General features: G+C 39.4%; 17 protein-coding genes. 10 read left to right on the forward strand and 7 right to left on the reverse strand.

Annotated elements, in window-relative coordinates; all coding sequences use genetic code 11:
- Window positions 1–608 precede the first annotated feature (608 nt).
- Window positions 609–2,570, forward strand: a complete 1,962-nt coding sequence (locus BW142_RS13855; RefSeq protein WP_076925235.1) for a DUF262 domain-containing protein — start codon at window positions 609–611, stop codon at window positions 2,568–2,570.
- 96 nt (window positions 2,571–2,666) lie between these two features.
- On the opposite strand, the gene BW142_RS13860 is transcribed toward BW142_RS13855, so the two are convergent.
- The 3 genes from BW142_RS13860 to BW142_RS13870 are packed head-to-tail and all read right to left on the reverse strand — an operon-like array spanning window position 2,667 to window position 4,505.
- A complete protein-coding gene (locus tag BW142_RS13860; protein WP_076925236.1) occupies window positions 2,667–3,290 on the reverse strand; it encodes a hypothetical protein in 624 nt (207 codons plus the stop codon).
- The gene (locus BW142_RS13865) at window positions 3,277–3,855 is read right to left on the reverse strand and encodes a sigma-70 family RNA polymerase sigma factor (protein ID WP_076925237.1); all 579 of its coding nucleotides are present in this window, start codon (window positions 3,853–3,855) and stop codon (window positions 3,277–3,279) included. The genes BW142_RS13860 and BW142_RS13865 overlap by 14 nt, the downstream gene beginning before the upstream one ends.
- A 14-nt stretch (window positions 3,856–3,869) precedes the next feature.
- Complete coding sequence (locus BW142_RS13870) at window positions 3,870–4,505, reverse strand: energy transducer TonB (protein WP_076925238.1); 636 nt, start codon at window positions 4,503–4,505, stop codon at window positions 3,870–3,872.
- Window positions 4,506–4,660: 155 nt separating this feature from the next.
- Here BW142_RS13870 and BW142_RS13875 point away from each other — a divergent pair, with 155 nt between their 5' ends.
- The 3 genes from BW142_RS13875 (at window position 4,661) to BW142_RS13885 (ending at window position 6,260) form a co-directional block, all read left to right on the forward strand.
- Entirely contained in the window at window positions 4,661–5,167 is a 507-nt protein-coding gene (locus BW142_RS13875; protein ID WP_076925239.1) for a DUF3087 domain-containing protein, read from the forward strand.
- Between the two features lie 34 nt (window positions 5,168–5,201).
- Window positions 5,202–5,651, forward strand: coding sequence for a low molecular weight protein-tyrosine-phosphatase (locus tag BW142_RS13880; RefSeq protein WP_024600771.1), 450 nt, complete (start codon window positions 5,202–5,204; stop codon window positions 5,649–5,651).
- Between the two features lie 99 nt (window positions 5,652–5,750).
- A complete protein-coding gene (locus BW142_RS13885) occupies window positions 5,751–6,260 on the forward strand; it encodes a hypothetical protein (RefSeq protein ID WP_007583799.1) in 510 nt (169 codons plus the stop codon).
- A 67-nt stretch (window positions 6,261–6,327) separates the two neighbouring features.
- Here BW142_RS13885 and BW142_RS13890 read toward each other — a convergent pair whose 3' ends face one another.
- Window positions 6,328–7,443, reverse strand: a complete 1,116-nt coding sequence (locus tag BW142_RS13890) for an energy transducer TonB (protein ID WP_076925240.1) — start codon at window positions 7,441–7,443, stop codon at window positions 6,328–6,330.
- 248 nt (window positions 7,444–7,691) lie between these two features.
- On the opposite strand from BW142_RS13890, the gene ribA reads away from it, so the two are divergent.
- The 6 genes from ribA (at window position 7,692) to csrA (ending at window position 13,764) form a co-directional block, all read left to right on the forward strand.
- Window positions 7,692–8,315, forward strand: coding sequence for a GTP cyclohydrolase II (gene ribA / locus BW142_RS13895; protein WP_076925241.1), 624 nt, complete (start codon window positions 7,692–7,694; stop codon window positions 8,313–8,315).
- A gap of 81 nt (window positions 8,316–8,396) precedes the next feature.
- Entirely contained in the window at window positions 8,397–9,185 is a 789-nt protein-coding gene (locus tag BW142_RS13900; protein ID WP_024600767.1) for a BPSS1780 family membrane protein, read from the forward strand.
- Window positions 9,185–9,637, forward strand: coding sequence for a regulatory protein RecX (locus BW142_RS13905; protein WP_024600766.1), 453 nt, complete (start codon window positions 9,185–9,187; stop codon window positions 9,635–9,637). The genes BW142_RS13900 and BW142_RS13905 overlap by 1 nt, the downstream gene beginning before the upstream one ends.
- Window positions 9,638–9,656: 19 nt before the next feature.
- The gene (gene alaS, locus BW142_RS13910; RefSeq protein WP_076925242.1) at window positions 9,657–12,257 is read left to right on the forward strand and encodes an alanine--tRNA ligase; all 2,601 of its coding nucleotides are present in this window, start codon (window positions 9,657–9,659) and stop codon (window positions 12,255–12,257) included.
- A 6-nt stretch (window positions 12,258–12,263) separates the two neighbouring features.
- Window positions 12,264–13,481, forward strand: a complete 1,218-nt coding sequence (locus BW142_RS13915) for an aspartate kinase (RefSeq protein WP_076925243.1) — start codon at window positions 12,264–12,266, stop codon at window positions 13,479–13,481.
- Between the two features lie 91 nt (window positions 13,482–13,572).
- A complete protein-coding gene (csrA, locus tag BW142_RS13920) occupies window positions 13,573–13,764 on the forward strand; it encodes a carbon storage regulator CsrA (RefSeq protein ID WP_004587515.1) in 192 nt (63 codons plus the stop codon).
- Between the two features lie 49 nt (window positions 13,765–13,813).
- Here csrA and BW142_RS13925 read toward each other — a convergent pair whose 3' ends face one another.
- The 3 genes from BW142_RS13925 to BW142_RS13935 all read right to left on the reverse strand — a co-directional run bounded on the left by BW142_RS13925 (window position 13,814) and on the right by BW142_RS13935 (window position 14,835).
- Window positions 13,814–14,281, reverse strand: a complete 468-nt coding sequence (locus BW142_RS13925) for a YcxB family protein (protein ID WP_007583811.1) — start codon at window positions 14,279–14,281, stop codon at window positions 13,814–13,816.
- A 132-nt stretch (window positions 14,282–14,413) separates the two neighbouring features.
- Window positions 14,414–14,605, reverse strand: coding sequence for a hypothetical protein (locus tag BW142_RS13930; protein WP_007378921.1), 192 nt, complete (start codon window positions 14,603–14,605; stop codon window positions 14,414–14,416).
- A 56-nt stretch (window positions 14,606–14,661) separates the two neighbouring features.
- On the reverse strand, window positions 14,662–14,835 hold the full coding sequence (locus BW142_RS13935; RefSeq protein ID WP_002961939.1) for a DUF1328 family protein: 174 nt from the start codon (window positions 14,833–14,835) through the stop codon (window positions 14,662–14,664).
- Window positions 14,836–14,855 lie beyond the last annotated feature (20 nt).

The following is a 14,855-nucleotide window of genomic DNA, read 5'->3' on the forward strand; positions in this document are numbered from 1 at the left end:
TAGGAAGTCAGGGCTCAATCTACGTCACAGCATTTTCACACTCTGGTTGGGTACGAGCTCACTGTCTTCCCGATGTGACAAGTGCTAGCTAAACACTCATCAAGAAGAGATACAAGGTTGGGTTGAGTGACACGAAACCCAGCGGATCTCCAATGCAAAGAGCACACCCAAAGCTAGTTATATGTAGTGTTTATTGTAGGCGCATAGCTTGCTAGCGCGTCGGGCGTTAGCCTGAAAGTTAAATACAACATAAAACCTCATTCAGGTTTTTATCGTGCTGGCGACAGCGGCAAAGGTATGCTGACGCTTATATCCTCTGATCTTTCCCTGTACCACCGAGCATCACATTGCTCCCTTCAAATATTGATAGATGTGAAAGTAAATGGTGAAGATAAGATACCAATGCGTGAAATTACTCATCAGCTACCTATTTTTCATGTCACGATGTCGGAAAAATTGTTAAGCGTTAAATTTATGTTTTAGTTTGGCAATAAACAATATGACCTTTACGAGTTTTGACCCTTACGAATTTGCTATTGTATCTATTCTATTAAAACTAGATACTTAGTAGATTACTTTAAGTCACTTTAGAGAAAGCAGGCGTATTCATGAAAACAGATCTATATTCAATTTCAAAAATATTTACTGAGCGATTATTTAGAATACCTGATTATCAAAGAGGCTATGCGTGGTCCGATAAACATTTAAAAGATTATTGGTCAGATTTAGTTCAATTAGAAAAAGATAAAAATCATTATGTTGGTGTTATTACTCTCGAAGAAGCTCCAGATAAATCTGTACAAAATTGGACTGACGATCATTGGATTATTCAATCAAAAAGTTTTTCTCCATTCCATGTTGTCGATGGTCAACAACGATTAACAACAACTATTGTACTAATTCAAAGTATATGTGAAGTAGTTGGTGAGGATGGAACCCTTAATTACGACCCCGTTTCATTAATAAAGAAGAAATATATTTATGATTCAAAGGATGGAGGTATCTCTAGATCATATTTATTTGGATATGAATACGATAACCCGAGCTATAATTTTTTAAAAGCGGAAATTTTTAATGAAAAAAGAAATGTAAAGCACCCCTTAGATTCAACTATTTATACTCAAAATTTAATTAATGCAAAAACATATTTTTTAAATAAATTAAAAGCTTTAGATATATCTGAAATTGAAAATATTTATAAAAAGGTAACACAGCATTTCCTTTTTGCTATTTATTCAATGTCAGATGATATTGATGTGTATATTACTTTTGAAACAATGAATAATAGAGGGAAGCCTTTATCACACTTAGAGTTGCTCAAAAATAGATTGATATACTTATCTACTAAATTTGATACAGATAATTATGAAAGGCAAGAGTTAAGAAGAACAATTAATTTATGTTGGAAGGCGATTTATCATCACCTTGGAAGAAATAAAGATAATTTATTAGATGATGATTTATTTTTATTAAACCATTTTATACTTTATTTCGGTAAAGATATTATTGAAACAGATTCGATTTCAACAAAACAACTTAGACGTGGTTACAGACATACTTTTAAAGACTACTTATTAGAAGAGAAGTTTACAGTAAAAAGTATAAAGACCGATGGCACTTTAAATTTACAAGATGTAAATGAATATGTAACTAGCTTAAAAACCTCAGTAGAAGATTGGTACCAGATACTTAATCCTAAATCTAGTCAGTACTCTGAGCCAGTAAAAGAGTGCCTTGCTAGATTGAATAGAATTGGAATAAGCCAATACTTACCACTCATAATGACAGTTTTTAGAATGACTGTTGACCAAAAGTTAAGACTTGATTTTCTGTCTGCAATAGAAAGGCAGGCTTTTGTTCATTCTTTAATAATGTATCGTATGTATATTGAGATGGATGATGGTTCTATTGTTGAAATTTGTAATCAATTGAGTGCTAAAGAAATAAATATTTTGGAAGCTATAAAGAAGATAAGTTTGGCTACGGATGACATTTTAAATAGAAAGGAATTGCTTAAAATAATTACTGACAACTTTAAAGGGAGTCGCGGGTTTTACTCTTGGGATGGTGTTAGGTACTTTCTTTATGAGTACGAAGTTAGCTTGCGAGAGCAGTCAAAAACATATTCAGATAAACTCAGCTGGGATGTTCTGAAGAGTGATGAGAGAGACTATCATACAATTGAACATATTTATCCTCAGAACCCCCGTAAAAAAGAATGGACTTCCTTATATTCTATGTACACATCAAAGCAAAAAACGCTATTGAAGCATTCATTAGGTAATTTAGTTCCATTATCAAAGCCTAAAAATTCTAGCTTTTCGAATAAACCATTTGAAGAAAAGAAATCCAATAAAAATAATACAGTTGGATTTATTTACGGCTGTTTTTCAGAGAATGAAATTGCAAAGAATGAAAGGTGGACAGCAAAAGAGATTCTTGACAGAGGGGTACGACTTTTACAGTTTATGGAAAGGAGATGGAACATTTCTATAGGTAACAAAGTCGAATTTCTTGGTCTAGGCTTTGTCGAAGATAAGCTGAAAAAAGAAAGGGAGAAGAAATCGTAGTTATTAATTTCATATAGATAAAGTACTTTATGTTATGGCTGTGTAATTCTTGAATGGTTTTTTGTATAAATCTTAGGTGGTAAACAGAATTACCACCTAAGCCCCACACTGCTTAACCCGAGCTCCCGCATGTTTAAGCGCAATAATTTGCCCTTTGCCGTTATGCGCCATGGCGAGCATATCGCCTGTATTTATATTACTTTCGACCGCGTGTTTACCTTTTAAATCACTCAACAGCGAATGCTTAATTTGCACTAGCACCTCGTCATTACAGCTGGCTATGTACCAGTCGTTATCTACCTTTACGAGCGTGCCGTATTCTATGTGGCGTTGTTGGTGGCGGCGTAAATCGTTAGCTAATTGGCTATCGAGTGCGTGTTTTTGCTCTGTAAAGGTGCTTGCGTAGCTACCTGCTTGATTTATTTCGTGTGTTTTAATAATTGAATAGTCGTGAATGTCTATAGTATTAAGTACGGTGTTAAGCACGGTTTTAGGCGCGTGGTTAATGCCATCGTTATTATCAAACACAATAAATGCAAACACACCCAGTGCGCAGGCAAGGCTGGTTAGCTGTAGCATAAAGCCGATCTTTTTAGGCTTAGTGTGCGTGGCTTTATTAAGTAGTACTTTTTGCTGAACGCTTGTAAGTGTAGTGCGCGCTTTTCGCTCTTTGTAGTGTTGTGTGAGCTTTTGATCAAACGGCTCATCAGGCTTGTTCATTGTTTGCTCCTAATAAACGTTTAAGGTGTTGCTTGGCGTAGCGCAGCCTTGTTTTAATGGTCTCAAGGCTGCTTTGCGTTATAAGTTCTATGTCGGCAAGCGAAAAGCCTTCTTGTTGCAAGGTTATGGCTTCGCGCTGTACAAAGCTAAGTTGTTTTAGGGCGGCGTCGAATGCGTCGTAACTTATGTTTGAGCTGCCTATAGTTAAGCCACTTTCGCTTTTATCATTTTGTGCTGCTAAATGCGTGTTTTCGTCAAGCTCTACAAAGTGCTGTTGCCTGCGGTATTCGTCAATGAGTGTGTTGCGGGCAAGTTTAAATAACCACGCTTTGGGTGTGGTTTGCGCTTGGTAAAGGTGGCGTTTTTCGATTACTTTTAGCCATGTTTGTTGGCTTACGTCGTATGCTAAATGCGTATTAGATTGCGTAACAAGGTAGTGGTATAAGTCGTTACTGTAGAGGGCAATAAGCTGCTCTAAGTAACGATTGTCGCCACTTTTTGCGTAACTTGCCATGCAGTCCTTGCTTGGCGTTTCAAATAACCATGACTTAATACTTAGTAGCATAGGCGTTTAGTCCGTTAAATAGAGTTATCTAATTTAAAATCGAGCTGTACAGTTTGACCTGTTTGTAATTGTGCCACACCTTCAATTACTTTGGGGCGATATTTCCAGCGTTTAATAGCTCTTATTGCTTCGCGGTCAAAGGTGCGTTTTGGCTCGGCGTTAATAACTACTGGGTCAATTACCTCCCCCGTTGGCGAAATGCTAAAGCTTAGTTGCACCCAACCTTCAATACCATCGCGCGCGGCTGTGGTTGGGTATTTAGGGTTTATGCGCACTATGGGTGTTGCATCCCCTGTTGGGCGATTAATGGTGTTGTTAATGTCGCCACCAAAATCGTCAATTGTTATCGGCGTAAAGTCGCTAATTGCCAGCACAGGATCGGCTGATGTATCAAGCGGTGGAGCTTTTTGCGGTACTTTAGGCATCGGCGGTGGTGGCTGTATTTTTTGTATATGCCTTACTTTTGAATCCTCAGGTGCTTGAAAAATCTCTACTATAATATCGTCCCCTGGTTTAACCGGTGCGCGTTGCTCGCCACTTATTAAATATTGCATAAACGCAAAAGCTGCAAAGGTCATCGCGGCGCCGCCAATAACGGCAGTCGATGTTTTAATAAATACTGGGTTGTTAGGTACTTCAAGTGTGTGCATAAGCCGCTCCAAATTTTATTGACCACTACAATTAGGGTGTTTTCAAAGCTATAACGGGTGGCAAATCAAAAAGGGGTGAAATAATTTTATAAAAAATGTGGGGTTTAGTTACAATAGCCATTCGCAAATATTAAAACTTAACTTTTTAGGCTGTTATGCAACTCATTGAAATAAATAAAGCGCGTTACCGTAAACATTTAAACCGTGTTATTGCAGGATGTGGTATTGGTTTGGCTGTAGGCAGCTTGGCTATATCGCAAACGCTGATTGCTTTATTTCCCAATGAAAGTGGTAGCCACTTTCATTGGAACTTAATAGGCGTTGCTATTACTAGCGTTGGGCTTGCGTGGCTACTTAATAAATACCGTACTCATACATTTATGACAGAAGTTGTTTATGTGTGGGAACTTAAAAAAGCACTTAATAAAATAACCCGTAAAATGGCTAAATTAAAAGCCGCTGGCCGTGAAGGCAATGCCGATGCATTATTAGCAATTCATTATAGCTACGCGGGCTCTCGGTTATTGTGGCAGCTAGACGATAACCTAATCACTATGGACGATTTAGCCATTAAACAAGCTGAGCTTGAATCTGTTGCAGCGCAACATAATGTAACGCTTAATGTTGAAGATTACGACGCAAGTATTTTAAAACAGTTTTAAAACATAGGTTTTTAAATTAGTGAGAGGAGCCTTAATGAAAAAAGTACTCATAGTGTGTTTAGGTAATATTTGCCGCTCGCCAACCGCAGAGGCGGTATTAAAAGCCCGAGCTAAAAAGCTAGGTGTTAACGTTAAAGTTGATTCGGCGGGCACTATTGGTTATCACGAAGGTAAAACGCCTGATAGTCGCTCAATGGCAGCAGGGGAGAAGCGCGGTTACAGCTTTAAAGGTATTTATTCACGTAAAGTACGTACAAGCGACTTTACTGAGTTTGATTTAATTTTAGCGGCCGATACGCAAAATTTAGCTGATTTAAAAGCCCAATGCCCTGAGCATCTACAGTACAAATTAGCGTTGTTTTTAGAGTTTGGTGAACAGAGCGTTAGTGCGATTCCCGATCCTTATTACGGCGGCGATGATGGCTTTGAAAATGTGCTCGATTTAATTGAAGCGGCTAGCGATAAAATACTCGCTAAAATTTAATCCCTATTTTATTACTAAAGCTAAATTTAACGAGCTTTTTGTCGTATTGCACAGCGTCCCTAAAGTGAGTACATTTTATACTTACTCAAAGGGAACTTTATGAAAATAAAAATATTACTACTGACTTTATCTATCGCTTCTTGTTCTACTTTTGCTAATGATGTTAGTTTTTCTATTGGGGGGGGCTATCCTTATTTGGTTATTCCTGAGGTGTCTTTATCGGCTAACGACGACACACAACGCTGGTATGCAAACTATAAACTAGGCCTTGATGATGGATTTTCAGCAGGTTTTGAACAAGCAGTAAGCGATAATAAAAAACATGCTTTTGGCGCGCTTGTGGGCGCTATTGGCGCAAGAGATACAGACCAAGAGTGTGAAAGTTCAACAAATGATGTAGCAACTGACTTTGCTAATACGCTAGGTTGTGTAATTGGCGGTATTTTTGATGAAGAAACAACAAACGGCATAGGGCTTACTTACAGCTATAACTTTAATGGACTGAACAGCGCTGGTTTTAGATTAGAGCTAGATGTTGGCTACGGTAAAGCAAGCGACAGCAACGAAAAAAGAGCTGATGGTGGTATTAGCGTAAGTTACGAATTTTAACTACGTGAGTTTTGTATTCGTTGGTATTAAAAAAGGCGCATAAAGCGCCTTTTTTAATGAGCCGCTTTTAGTTGCGGTTAATTTTAAAGTCGAGTTGTACCTGAGAAATAGCGCTAACGGGTTTGCCGTTTTCAAACTTTGGTGCGTAACGCCATTGCTCAACGGCTGCTTGGGCTGACTTTTCAAATGCGCTGCCACCTTCAGAACTAAGTACTTTTAGATTTTTTACAAAGCCTGCAGTATCTACCTCAAACTCCATAACAACGCTACCATCGGTACTAAATCTGGCTATGTGCACTGGGTATTTAGGATTAACACGATAGAGTGGTGTTTGCTCTTGCGATTCTTTCCATGGCACCATTTGAGCGATAGCTAGGCAGTGTTTAGTTGCTTCTTCGCTTTTGCCTTGTTTTTCGTACAGACCTACAAGTTTAGAGTGAGCGGTTAGCTCAGCACTGTGATCGTATTTTAAGTTATCGTCAAACGCGGTAACTATGCTGTTTAAGCGCTCAATTGCCTGATTATATTTTTTACTACCTTCGGCAAATGCGGCTATTAAAAAATTAGCTTTAATTTGCTCTACCGAGCTACTAGGCAGATTTTCACGGTAGTATTCGTCGGCTTCTTCTAGGTAGTTTTTCGCTTCGCGATATTTTTTAGAGCTAAACTTTTTAGCCAGTAGCGTTGCAGCTTCAAGTTTCATGTCGGCTACAAACTTAGGCTTATTTTGTGTTTTAGCTATTTCAATCACTTGTTCTAAAAAGTTAGCTGCTTTGTAAGCTGATGTTGTGTAGTTGGCTTGGCCAAGTAGTGCATCAATCGTTTCTATTGATAGTTTACCGTGGTTTGCAGCTAAAATAGTGTGTGCTTCATTATAAAGGGTATAACGCTGTTCGTTTAGCTCATCGCCGTAGCCTTTAATCGCTTTAGCGTAATTAATAGCTAAGTTAGCGGTGTTATCTGAGCTTTCACCATAAACGGTTTTACCTGATGTGTAAGCAAGTTTGGCAGTTTGTAGTACGTTTTCGTCTGCTTCAACTGCTGCTAAATAGCTTTGGTATGCTTGGCTAAATACCGTTTGAGGATCGCTTGCTTGGCTGGCGAGTGCTGTAGTGCTTAAAGTTGTTGCGCTTACAGCAGATAAACTTAAGCCTATAAATAAAGCGAGTTGCTGACGTTTCATAATAATCCCTATCGTTGTTTAAAATACAAAATACCAAACGTGCCTGTAAGTGTCACTGATTAAGGTAAATCAAAGTAAATAACATTGGCTGTTATTTGTATTAATTTATTGCTAACAATCATTGAAAATAACGCCTGTCGTCGCCATATATTTGCCATAAACAGTCTTGTACTACGGTGTATTTATCCTATTTTGTGATATTATCACTTTATTGTCGTGTCGTAGTTATTTAAATATTTGGATTTGTCGTGGCGCAAGTAAGAGCAAGAGTCCAGCTTAATGTTGGCAGAAATAGTGATATCCCTGCAGAAATAATCTCATTTACTGATTTAAAAGATGGCAAAGAACATATTGCTATGGTGTTTAACAACGCTGATACAGAGCAAAATGTACCGCTTATTCGTATGCATTCTGAGTGTTTAACGGGTGATGTATTTTACTCATCGCGTTGCGATTGCGGCGAGCAGCTAAATGAATGTATTGAAATGATGCACGAAAAAGGCGGTATTTTATTGTATTTACGCCAAGAAGGTCGTGGCATTGGTTTATACAACAAAATTGATGCTTACGTATTGCAATCGCAAGGTATGAACACCTACGAAGCTAATAATCATTTAGGCTTTGCTGATGATTTACGTGATTTTTCGGATGCGGTATTAATGCTCAATGCGCTTAATTTAAGCCACGTTAAATTAATGACCAATAATCCTAAAAAGCTTAACGCATTAAAAGACGCCGGTATTAATGTTGACTCGGTTGTGGGCACGCATGCGCACATTAAAGCGGGTGTTGCGGGTAATAAATCGTACCTAGAAACAAAAATTAAGCATGGCGCGCATATGTTAGATATTAAGAAAATTAAAAAACCTTAATCATTTAATTACGTTTCGTCTATTAATACCCCCTCACGCCAAGTTATACTTGGCGTGTTTCGTTTTAAATTAAGAGCAAGTATGTCTACACAATTACGAATTTTTAAAGCCGATGCAGGGCTAAAGTGGTTAAAAGCCGGATGGCTTATTTTTAAAACCCAGCCAGCAACCTTTATTTTTATGCATTTATTTATTGGCATTGTAGGGCTGCTGTCTTTATTTTTACCTTTACTGCAAGTGGTAGCAGCGCTAGCTACGCCATTTTTAACCGCAGGGTTTTACCAAGCGGTGCTTAGTAAGCAGCAGGGCGGAAAAATTATGCTAGCCGATATTCTCAAGCCATTTACGGCAAAAGGGAATCGCTTAGGGTTATTGCGTTTAGCACTTTACCAAATGGGTGCGGGCATTTTAATGGCATTACTTGCTAATGGCTTATTTGCCGATGCAGTGGCTGTTATGAGCCAACCAGGGCTTGATCCAAACGTAGCACTTGAACAAATGCTTGATAGTATTTCGGGCGCAAATGTAATTTTATTTTTTATGGCAATGCTAATTTATTTAACGGCATTTGCGTACGCTGTACCGCTTGTTTATTTTAGTAAAGAAACACGTATTTTAACGGCACTTAAAAAATCGTTAATGGTGTTTTATCATAACATTTTGCCACTTGGCGTTTTTGGCCTTATTTGCGCATTATTTATGGCGCTTTCGATGTTCTTATCGTTCTTACCACTGTTGATTTTAATGCCGATTTGCTACATTAGCTTTTTTGTATCTTATCAAGCCATTTTTATGCCTGTTGTACCACCAAGTGACGACATTAATGTTAAGCCACTTAGCAGTGAAACAAGCGGACGTTTTGACGCTTAATGGATGATAAATTAAAGCAAAAACTAAAAAACTATGTACTTTGGTTACTAGGGCGCCAAGAATATTCGCGTCGTGAGTTAACGCTTAAGCTACAGCAAAAAGAAGCCACAGAAGAGTTTATTGAAACGCTGCTTGATTGGTGCGAAAAGCACAATTTTATTAACGAGCAACGATACTGTGAAGGCTTTGTAAGAAAACACATATTTAAATGCCACGGGCTTAAGCGAATACAAAGCGAAGCTATGGGCAAAGGGATTGATCGTTCGCTACTTGAAATGGTAGTTGAAGAGCTTGAAGTAGATTGGTTTGAGCTTGCGCAGGATGCGTACAATAAAAAATATTCAAATACACCGCCAGATCTCGATTACAAAGATAAAGCTAAGCGCGTGCGCTACTTAATGTATCGGGGTTTTAGCTACGATGAAATTAATTTTGCAATGCAAGCACAGTAAATACAGGTGAGACTTTCAAATGCAGCACATGACTACCGCACAAATTAGGCAACAGTTTTTAGACTTTTTTGCCAGCAAGCAACATCAAGTTGTACCTTCAAGCTCGCTTATACCGGGTAACGATGCCACGTTGTTATTTAACAATGCCGGTATGGTGCAATTTAAAGATGTATTTTTAGGCGCAGAAAGCCGCCCTTATACACGTGCGACTAGCTCGCAGCGTTGTGTACGTGCTGGCGGTAAGCATAACGATTTAGAAAACGTAGGCTACACTGCTCGCCACCATACATTTTTTGAAATGTTAGGTAACTTCAGCTTTGGTGATTACTTTAAGCAAGAAGCTATTAAGTTTGCATGGGAGTTTTTAACTGAAGAAGTAAAACTACCAAAAGAAAAACTTTTAGTAACTATTTACCACGATGACGAAGAAGCATTTGAGTACTGGTCAAAAGACATTGGCTTAAGTGAAGATCGTATTATTCGTATTGCTACCTCAGACAACTTTTGGTCTATGGGCGATACCGGTCCGTGCGGTCCGTGTTCTGAAATATTTTATGACCATGGCGAACACATTTGGGGCGGACCTCCGGGCTCTCCAGAGGAAGACGGCGACCGTTTCATCGAAATTTGGAACTTGGTATTTATGCAGTACAACCGTCAAAGCGACGGCACTATGCTGCCACTGCCTAAGCAATCTGTTGATACGGGAATGGGCCTTGAGCGTATTTCTGCTATTTTGCAGGGCGTGCATTCAAACTACGAAATCGATTTATTCCAAGGCTTAATTGCCGCTGCTGCAAGTGTTACTAACGCGCAAGATATGGACGACAAGTCACTACGTGTAGTGGCGGATCATATTCGTTCGTGTGCGTTTTTAATCTCAGACGGTGTTATGCCATCTAACGAAGGCCGTGGTTATGTACTACGCCGTATTATTCGTCGTGCTGTGCGCCACGGTAATAAGTTAGGTGCACAAGATTCGTTTTTCTATAAATTAGTTGCTGCGCTAATTGAGCAAATGGGTCAAGCGTACCCTGAGCTTGCTAAGCAACAAGAAATTATTGAAAAAGTATTACGCATTGAAGAAGAACAGTTTGGTAAAACACTTGAGCGTGGCTTAGCTATTTTAGAAGAAAGCTTAAGCGACCTTAAAGGCGATATTATACCAGGCGACTTAGTATTTAAGCTTTACGATACGTACGGTTTCCCAGCTGATTTAACGGCCGATGTTGCGCGTGAGCGCCAGATGACGATTGATCATCAAGGCTTTGAAGAGTGTATGGCTGTACAACGTAAAACAGCGCAACAAGCGGGTAAATTTGGTGCTGATTACAATGACCAATTAAAATCAGATAAACACACTGACTTTAAAGGTTACGACAGTACGCACCACAGTGCGACAGTGGTTGAAATTTTTGCCGGTGGCGAAGCTGTACAGTTATTAGAAGATGGTCAACAAGGTATTGTAGTACTTGACCGCACACCGTTTTACGCAGAATCTGGCGGTCAAACGGGTGATACGGGTACTATTACAGTTGCGGGTGGCGAATTTAATGTTACTAATACCACTAAGCTTGGTAATGCTTTTGCTCACCACGGTACTGTACAAGGTCGTATTGGTGTTAACGATAAAGTGGACGCAACTATTGATGATACGCGTCGCGATAGCATTAAGAAAAACCACACAGCTACGCATATTTTACACGAAGCACTACGCCAACTATTAGGTGACCATGTAGGCCAAAAAGGCTCACTTGTTCAGCCTGATCGTTTACGTTTTGACTTTTCACACTTTGAAGCGGTTACTAAAGATGAGCTACGTGAAATTGAGCGCGTAGTTAATGACGAGATTCGTCGTAACTTTGCACTTAATACTGAGCTTATGGCTATTGATGATGCTAAAGCGAAAGGTGCAATGGCGTTATTTGGTGAAAAGTACGATGACGAAGTACGTGTAGTTACTATTGGCGACTACTCTATTGAGCTTTGTGGTGGTACTCACGTTGAGCGCGCTGGTGATATTGGTTTATTCAAAATTGTATCTGAAAGTGGTATTGCCGCAGGCGTACGTCGTATTGAAGCCGTAACTGGTGCAGATGCTGTAGCGTACGTTAGCGAGCAAGAGCAACAACTTAGCGATGTTGCAGCTTTAGTTAAAGGCGATAGCGCATCGGTACTTGAAAAAGTTACTGCGCTTCTTGAAAAATCAAAGAGCCTTGAAAAGCAAATTGCACAACTTAGCGATAAGCTAGCAAGTGCAGCGGGCGCGTCTTTACTTGACTCAATAGTAGAAATTAACGGCGTTAAGCTGTTAGTTGCAAACGTTGAAGGGACTGAATCTAAAGCGCTTCGCGGTATGGTTGATGACCTTAAAAACAAGATTGGCTCAGGTGTTATTGCACTGGGTGTTGCCAGTGGCGACAAAGTAAGCCTAATTGCTGGTGTAACTAAAGACTTAACAGGCAAAGTAAAAGCCGGTGAGTTAGTTAACCACATGGCAGGCCAAGTAGGTGGTAAAGGTGGCGGTCGTCCAGATATGGCACAAGCCGGTGGTAGTGAGCCACAAAACCTTGGTGCTGCATTAGATAGCGTAACAGCTTGGTTAACTGAGCGTACTTAAGCCTAAGTGGCGCTTATTGTTCAAAAATTCGGTGGCACTTCGGTAGGCTCAATAGAGCGAATTGAAGCAGTCGCCGACCTTGTTGTTAAGACCAGACAACAAGGGCATCAAGTGGTTGTGGTGCTCTCGGCTATGTCGGGAGAAACCAACCGCTTAATTAATCTCGCCAAACAAATCGATACTCGCCCGAGTAGCCGTGAACTAGACGTACTTATTAGCACCGGAGAGCAGGTTTCTGTTTCGCTGCTTGCTATGGCTATTATTAAACGTGGTCATTCAGCTGTAAGCTTGTTAGCCGATCAAGTTAATATTCTAACCGATAACATGTTTGGCAAAGCCCGTATTGCAGAGGTTGCAGCTACACGCTTAAAGCATGAGCTTGAACATAACCGTATTGCTATTATTGCTGGATTTCAAGGGCGTGATGTTGAGGGCAACATTACAACGCTAGGGCGCGGTGGCACCGATACATCGGCTGTAGAAATAGCAGCGGCTATAAAAGCCGACGAATGCCAGATCTATACAGACGTTGACGGCGTATATACTACAGATCCTCGTGTTGAACCTAACGCGCGCAGAATGAGCCAAGTTACCTTTGCCGAAATGCTGGAGCTGGCAAGTTTAGGGGCGAAAGTTTTGCACATTCGCTCAGTAGAAGCTGCAGGTAGACACAATGTGCCACTTAGGGTGCTTTCGAGCTTTAATCCTGATGAAGGCACATTAATAAGTTTTGAGGAGAACGATATGGCAAGCAAGGTGGTATCGGGGATTGCGTTTAATCGTGACGAATGTTTAATTAAAGTCGATGGTGTGCCAAGCGGTACACAATATCTTTCAAAAATATTGAAACTTTTTGCTGATAATGGCATCGAAATAGATATGATTAATCAAGTTAATCATATCTTTGAAAAAATAGACTATGCTTTTACTGTGCACTCGAATGATTATCTGCAAGCACTTGAATTATTGAGCGAAGATCAAGCTCAACTCAGTGCTCAAAATATAAGCGGATTACCAACAGTCGCTAAAGTGTCTGCTGTTGGAATGGGTATGAAATCGCATTCTGGTGTAGCAAGTTTATTTTTTGATGCATTAGCGCAGGAAAATATTAATGTGGTTTTAGTTTCGACTTCAGAGATCAAAATTTCAGTTTTAATAGATGAAAAGTACCTAGAGTTGGCTGTTCGTGCATTACACAAAGCATTTTTAACAGAAAATGGATAGATTGAGAGTTTTTACTTACTTTTCAGTCTAATTTTCATTAGTATGTTTAAGCGGAATCTTATAATTTTTATTGGAACATGGGAGCAAGAGAATGCTAATACTAACTCGTAGAGTAGGTGAAACCCTAATGATTGGTGACGAAGTAACAGTTACTGTTCTAGGTGTTAAAGGAAATCAAGTTCGAATCGGTGTTAATGCACCAAAAGACGTATCAGTGCATCGTGAAGAGATTTACATGCGCATACAAGCTGAAAAGTCGAACCCTAATCCGGGCAATGCTTAATCAACACGTATACGTAGCTGAGTAATTAACTCAACTAGTCAAAAGCCACTCACTGAGTGGCTTTTTTGTTTATAAAAGCGAGTGTTTCTGGGGTTAATATTTGTTTTGAAATATACTGCATGCCGCTTTTATTTTTAATAATAATACCTTGCTGCGTATCTATTACTTCGCTTATGTCTTGCCAAGTTAGCTGAAAGCTTTTGTAATGATTAGCCGATTTAATGCCTTCTTCATCAAAGGTAAGTGTTACTTCTGAGCCTGATGCTCTGCTGAGCATTTGTCTGGTTACCCACCAAGGTCTGCGATAGTAAAAAGCGACGCACTCTAGTACACCTAGCATGATCATAAACGATCCTAAGTAATGATCGTTTAAAACATAAATGCCAAATAAACCAAGCGCAACCAGTAGTACAAGTAAAAAGTACTTAGGTTTGGCGCGTTTACTGTACGGGAGTGACTCATCAAAGCACTCATAAAAGTAGGGTTTATCTAGCGTGTAGGTTGTTGTAAATGCCATATTGCCTTGCTTTAAATATCGTTTTTTTTATTTTAACAAGCTAATCGCTAAATGAGCAGCTTTATAGTCAGCGATTTTATTACAGACACAAAAAAACGGCCCTAAGGCCGTTTTTTAGCGATAAAAGAAGAATTAACAGTTAGTTTCTTCAGCGTTTACGCCTTCTTTAACATTTTCACATGCATCTTCTACTTTGTTTTGCACGTCAGTTACTGCTTCGTCAATACGTTCGCCTGCGTCTTCTGCATGGTTGTCTTCACAACCCATGATGAAAAAACTTGCGAATAGACCGATTAGTGCTGCTTTTACAGTTGTTGAATTCATAATGTAATTCCTTGTAAGTTTTAATTAAATTTTAGTGTGTTAGTTGCATGCTTTATCTACCTGGGCGATTTACCACGTAGTGCACCTGAAACTAATGAAATCACTAAAAGTACTAAAAAGATAAAAAATATAATTTTTGCTATACCAGCTGCGGCACCTGCGATGCCACCAAAACCTAACACTGCAGCGATTAAAGCAATAACTAAAAATGTAATTGTCCAGCGTAACATTGTTTTCTCCTTGGTTATCA

Source organism: Pseudoalteromonas sp. EB27 (assembly GCF_001974875.1).
Lineage (GTDB): Bacteria > Pseudomonadota > Gammaproteobacteria > Enterobacterales > Alteromonadaceae > Pseudoalteromonas.

Excerpts from the sequence above, each read along its gene's own strand:
- BW142_RS13890 (WP_076925240.1), bottom strand. The coding sequence starts at position 7,443 with ATGAAACGTCAGCAACTCGCTTTATTTATAGGCTTAAGTTTATCTGCT.
- BW142_RS13855 (WP_076925235.1), top strand. The coding sequence starts at position 609 with ATGAAAACAGATCTATATTCAATTTCAAAAATATTTACTGAGCGATTA.
- BW142_RS13935 (WP_002961939.1), bottom strand. The coding sequence starts at position 14,835 with ATGTTACGCTGGACAATTACATTTTTAGTTATTGCTTTAATCGCTGCA.
- alaS (WP_076925242.1), top strand. The coding sequence starts at position 9,657 with ATGCAGCACATGACTACCGCACAAATTAGGCAACAGTTTTTAGACTTT.
- BW142_RS13880 (WP_024600771.1), top strand. The coding sequence starts at position 5,202 with ATGAAAAAAGTACTCATAGTGTGTTTAGGTAATATTTGCCGCTCGCCA.
- BW142_RS13875 (WP_076925239.1), top strand. The coding sequence starts at position 4,661 with ATGCAACTCATTGAAATAAATAAAGCGCGTTACCGTAAACATTTAAAC.
- BW142_RS13905 (WP_024600766.1), top strand. The coding sequence starts at position 9,185 with ATGGATGATAAATTAAAGCAAAAACTAAAAAACTATGTACTTTGGTTA.
- BW142_RS13860 (WP_076925236.1), bottom strand. The coding sequence starts at position 3,290 with ATGAACAAGCCTGATGAGCCGTTTGATCAAAAGCTCACACAACACTAC.
- BW142_RS13900 (WP_024600767.1), top strand. The coding sequence starts at position 8,397 with ATGTCTACACAATTACGAATTTTTAAAGCCGATGCAGGGCTAAAGTGG.
- BW142_RS13885 (WP_007583799.1), top strand. The coding sequence starts at position 5,751 with ATGAAAATAAAAATATTACTACTGACTTTATCTATCGCTTCTTGTTCT.
- BW142_RS13930 (WP_007378921.1), bottom strand. The coding sequence starts at position 14,605 with ATGAATTCAACAACTGTAAAAGCAGCACTAATCGGTCTATTCGCAAGT.
- csrA (WP_004587515.1), top strand. The coding sequence starts at position 13,573 with ATGCTAATACTAACTCGTAGAGTAGGTGAAACCCTAATGATTGGTGAC.
- BW142_RS13925 (WP_007583811.1), bottom strand. The coding sequence starts at position 14,281 with ATGGCATTTACAACAACCTACACGCTAGATAAACCCTACTTTTATGAG.
- BW142_RS13865 (WP_076925237.1), bottom strand. The coding sequence starts at position 3,855 with ATGCTACTAAGTATTAAGTCATGGTTATTTGAAACGCCAAGCAAGGAC.
- BW142_RS13870 (WP_076925238.1), bottom strand. The coding sequence starts at position 4,505 with ATGCACACACTTGAAGTACCTAACAACCCAGTATTTATTAAAACATCG.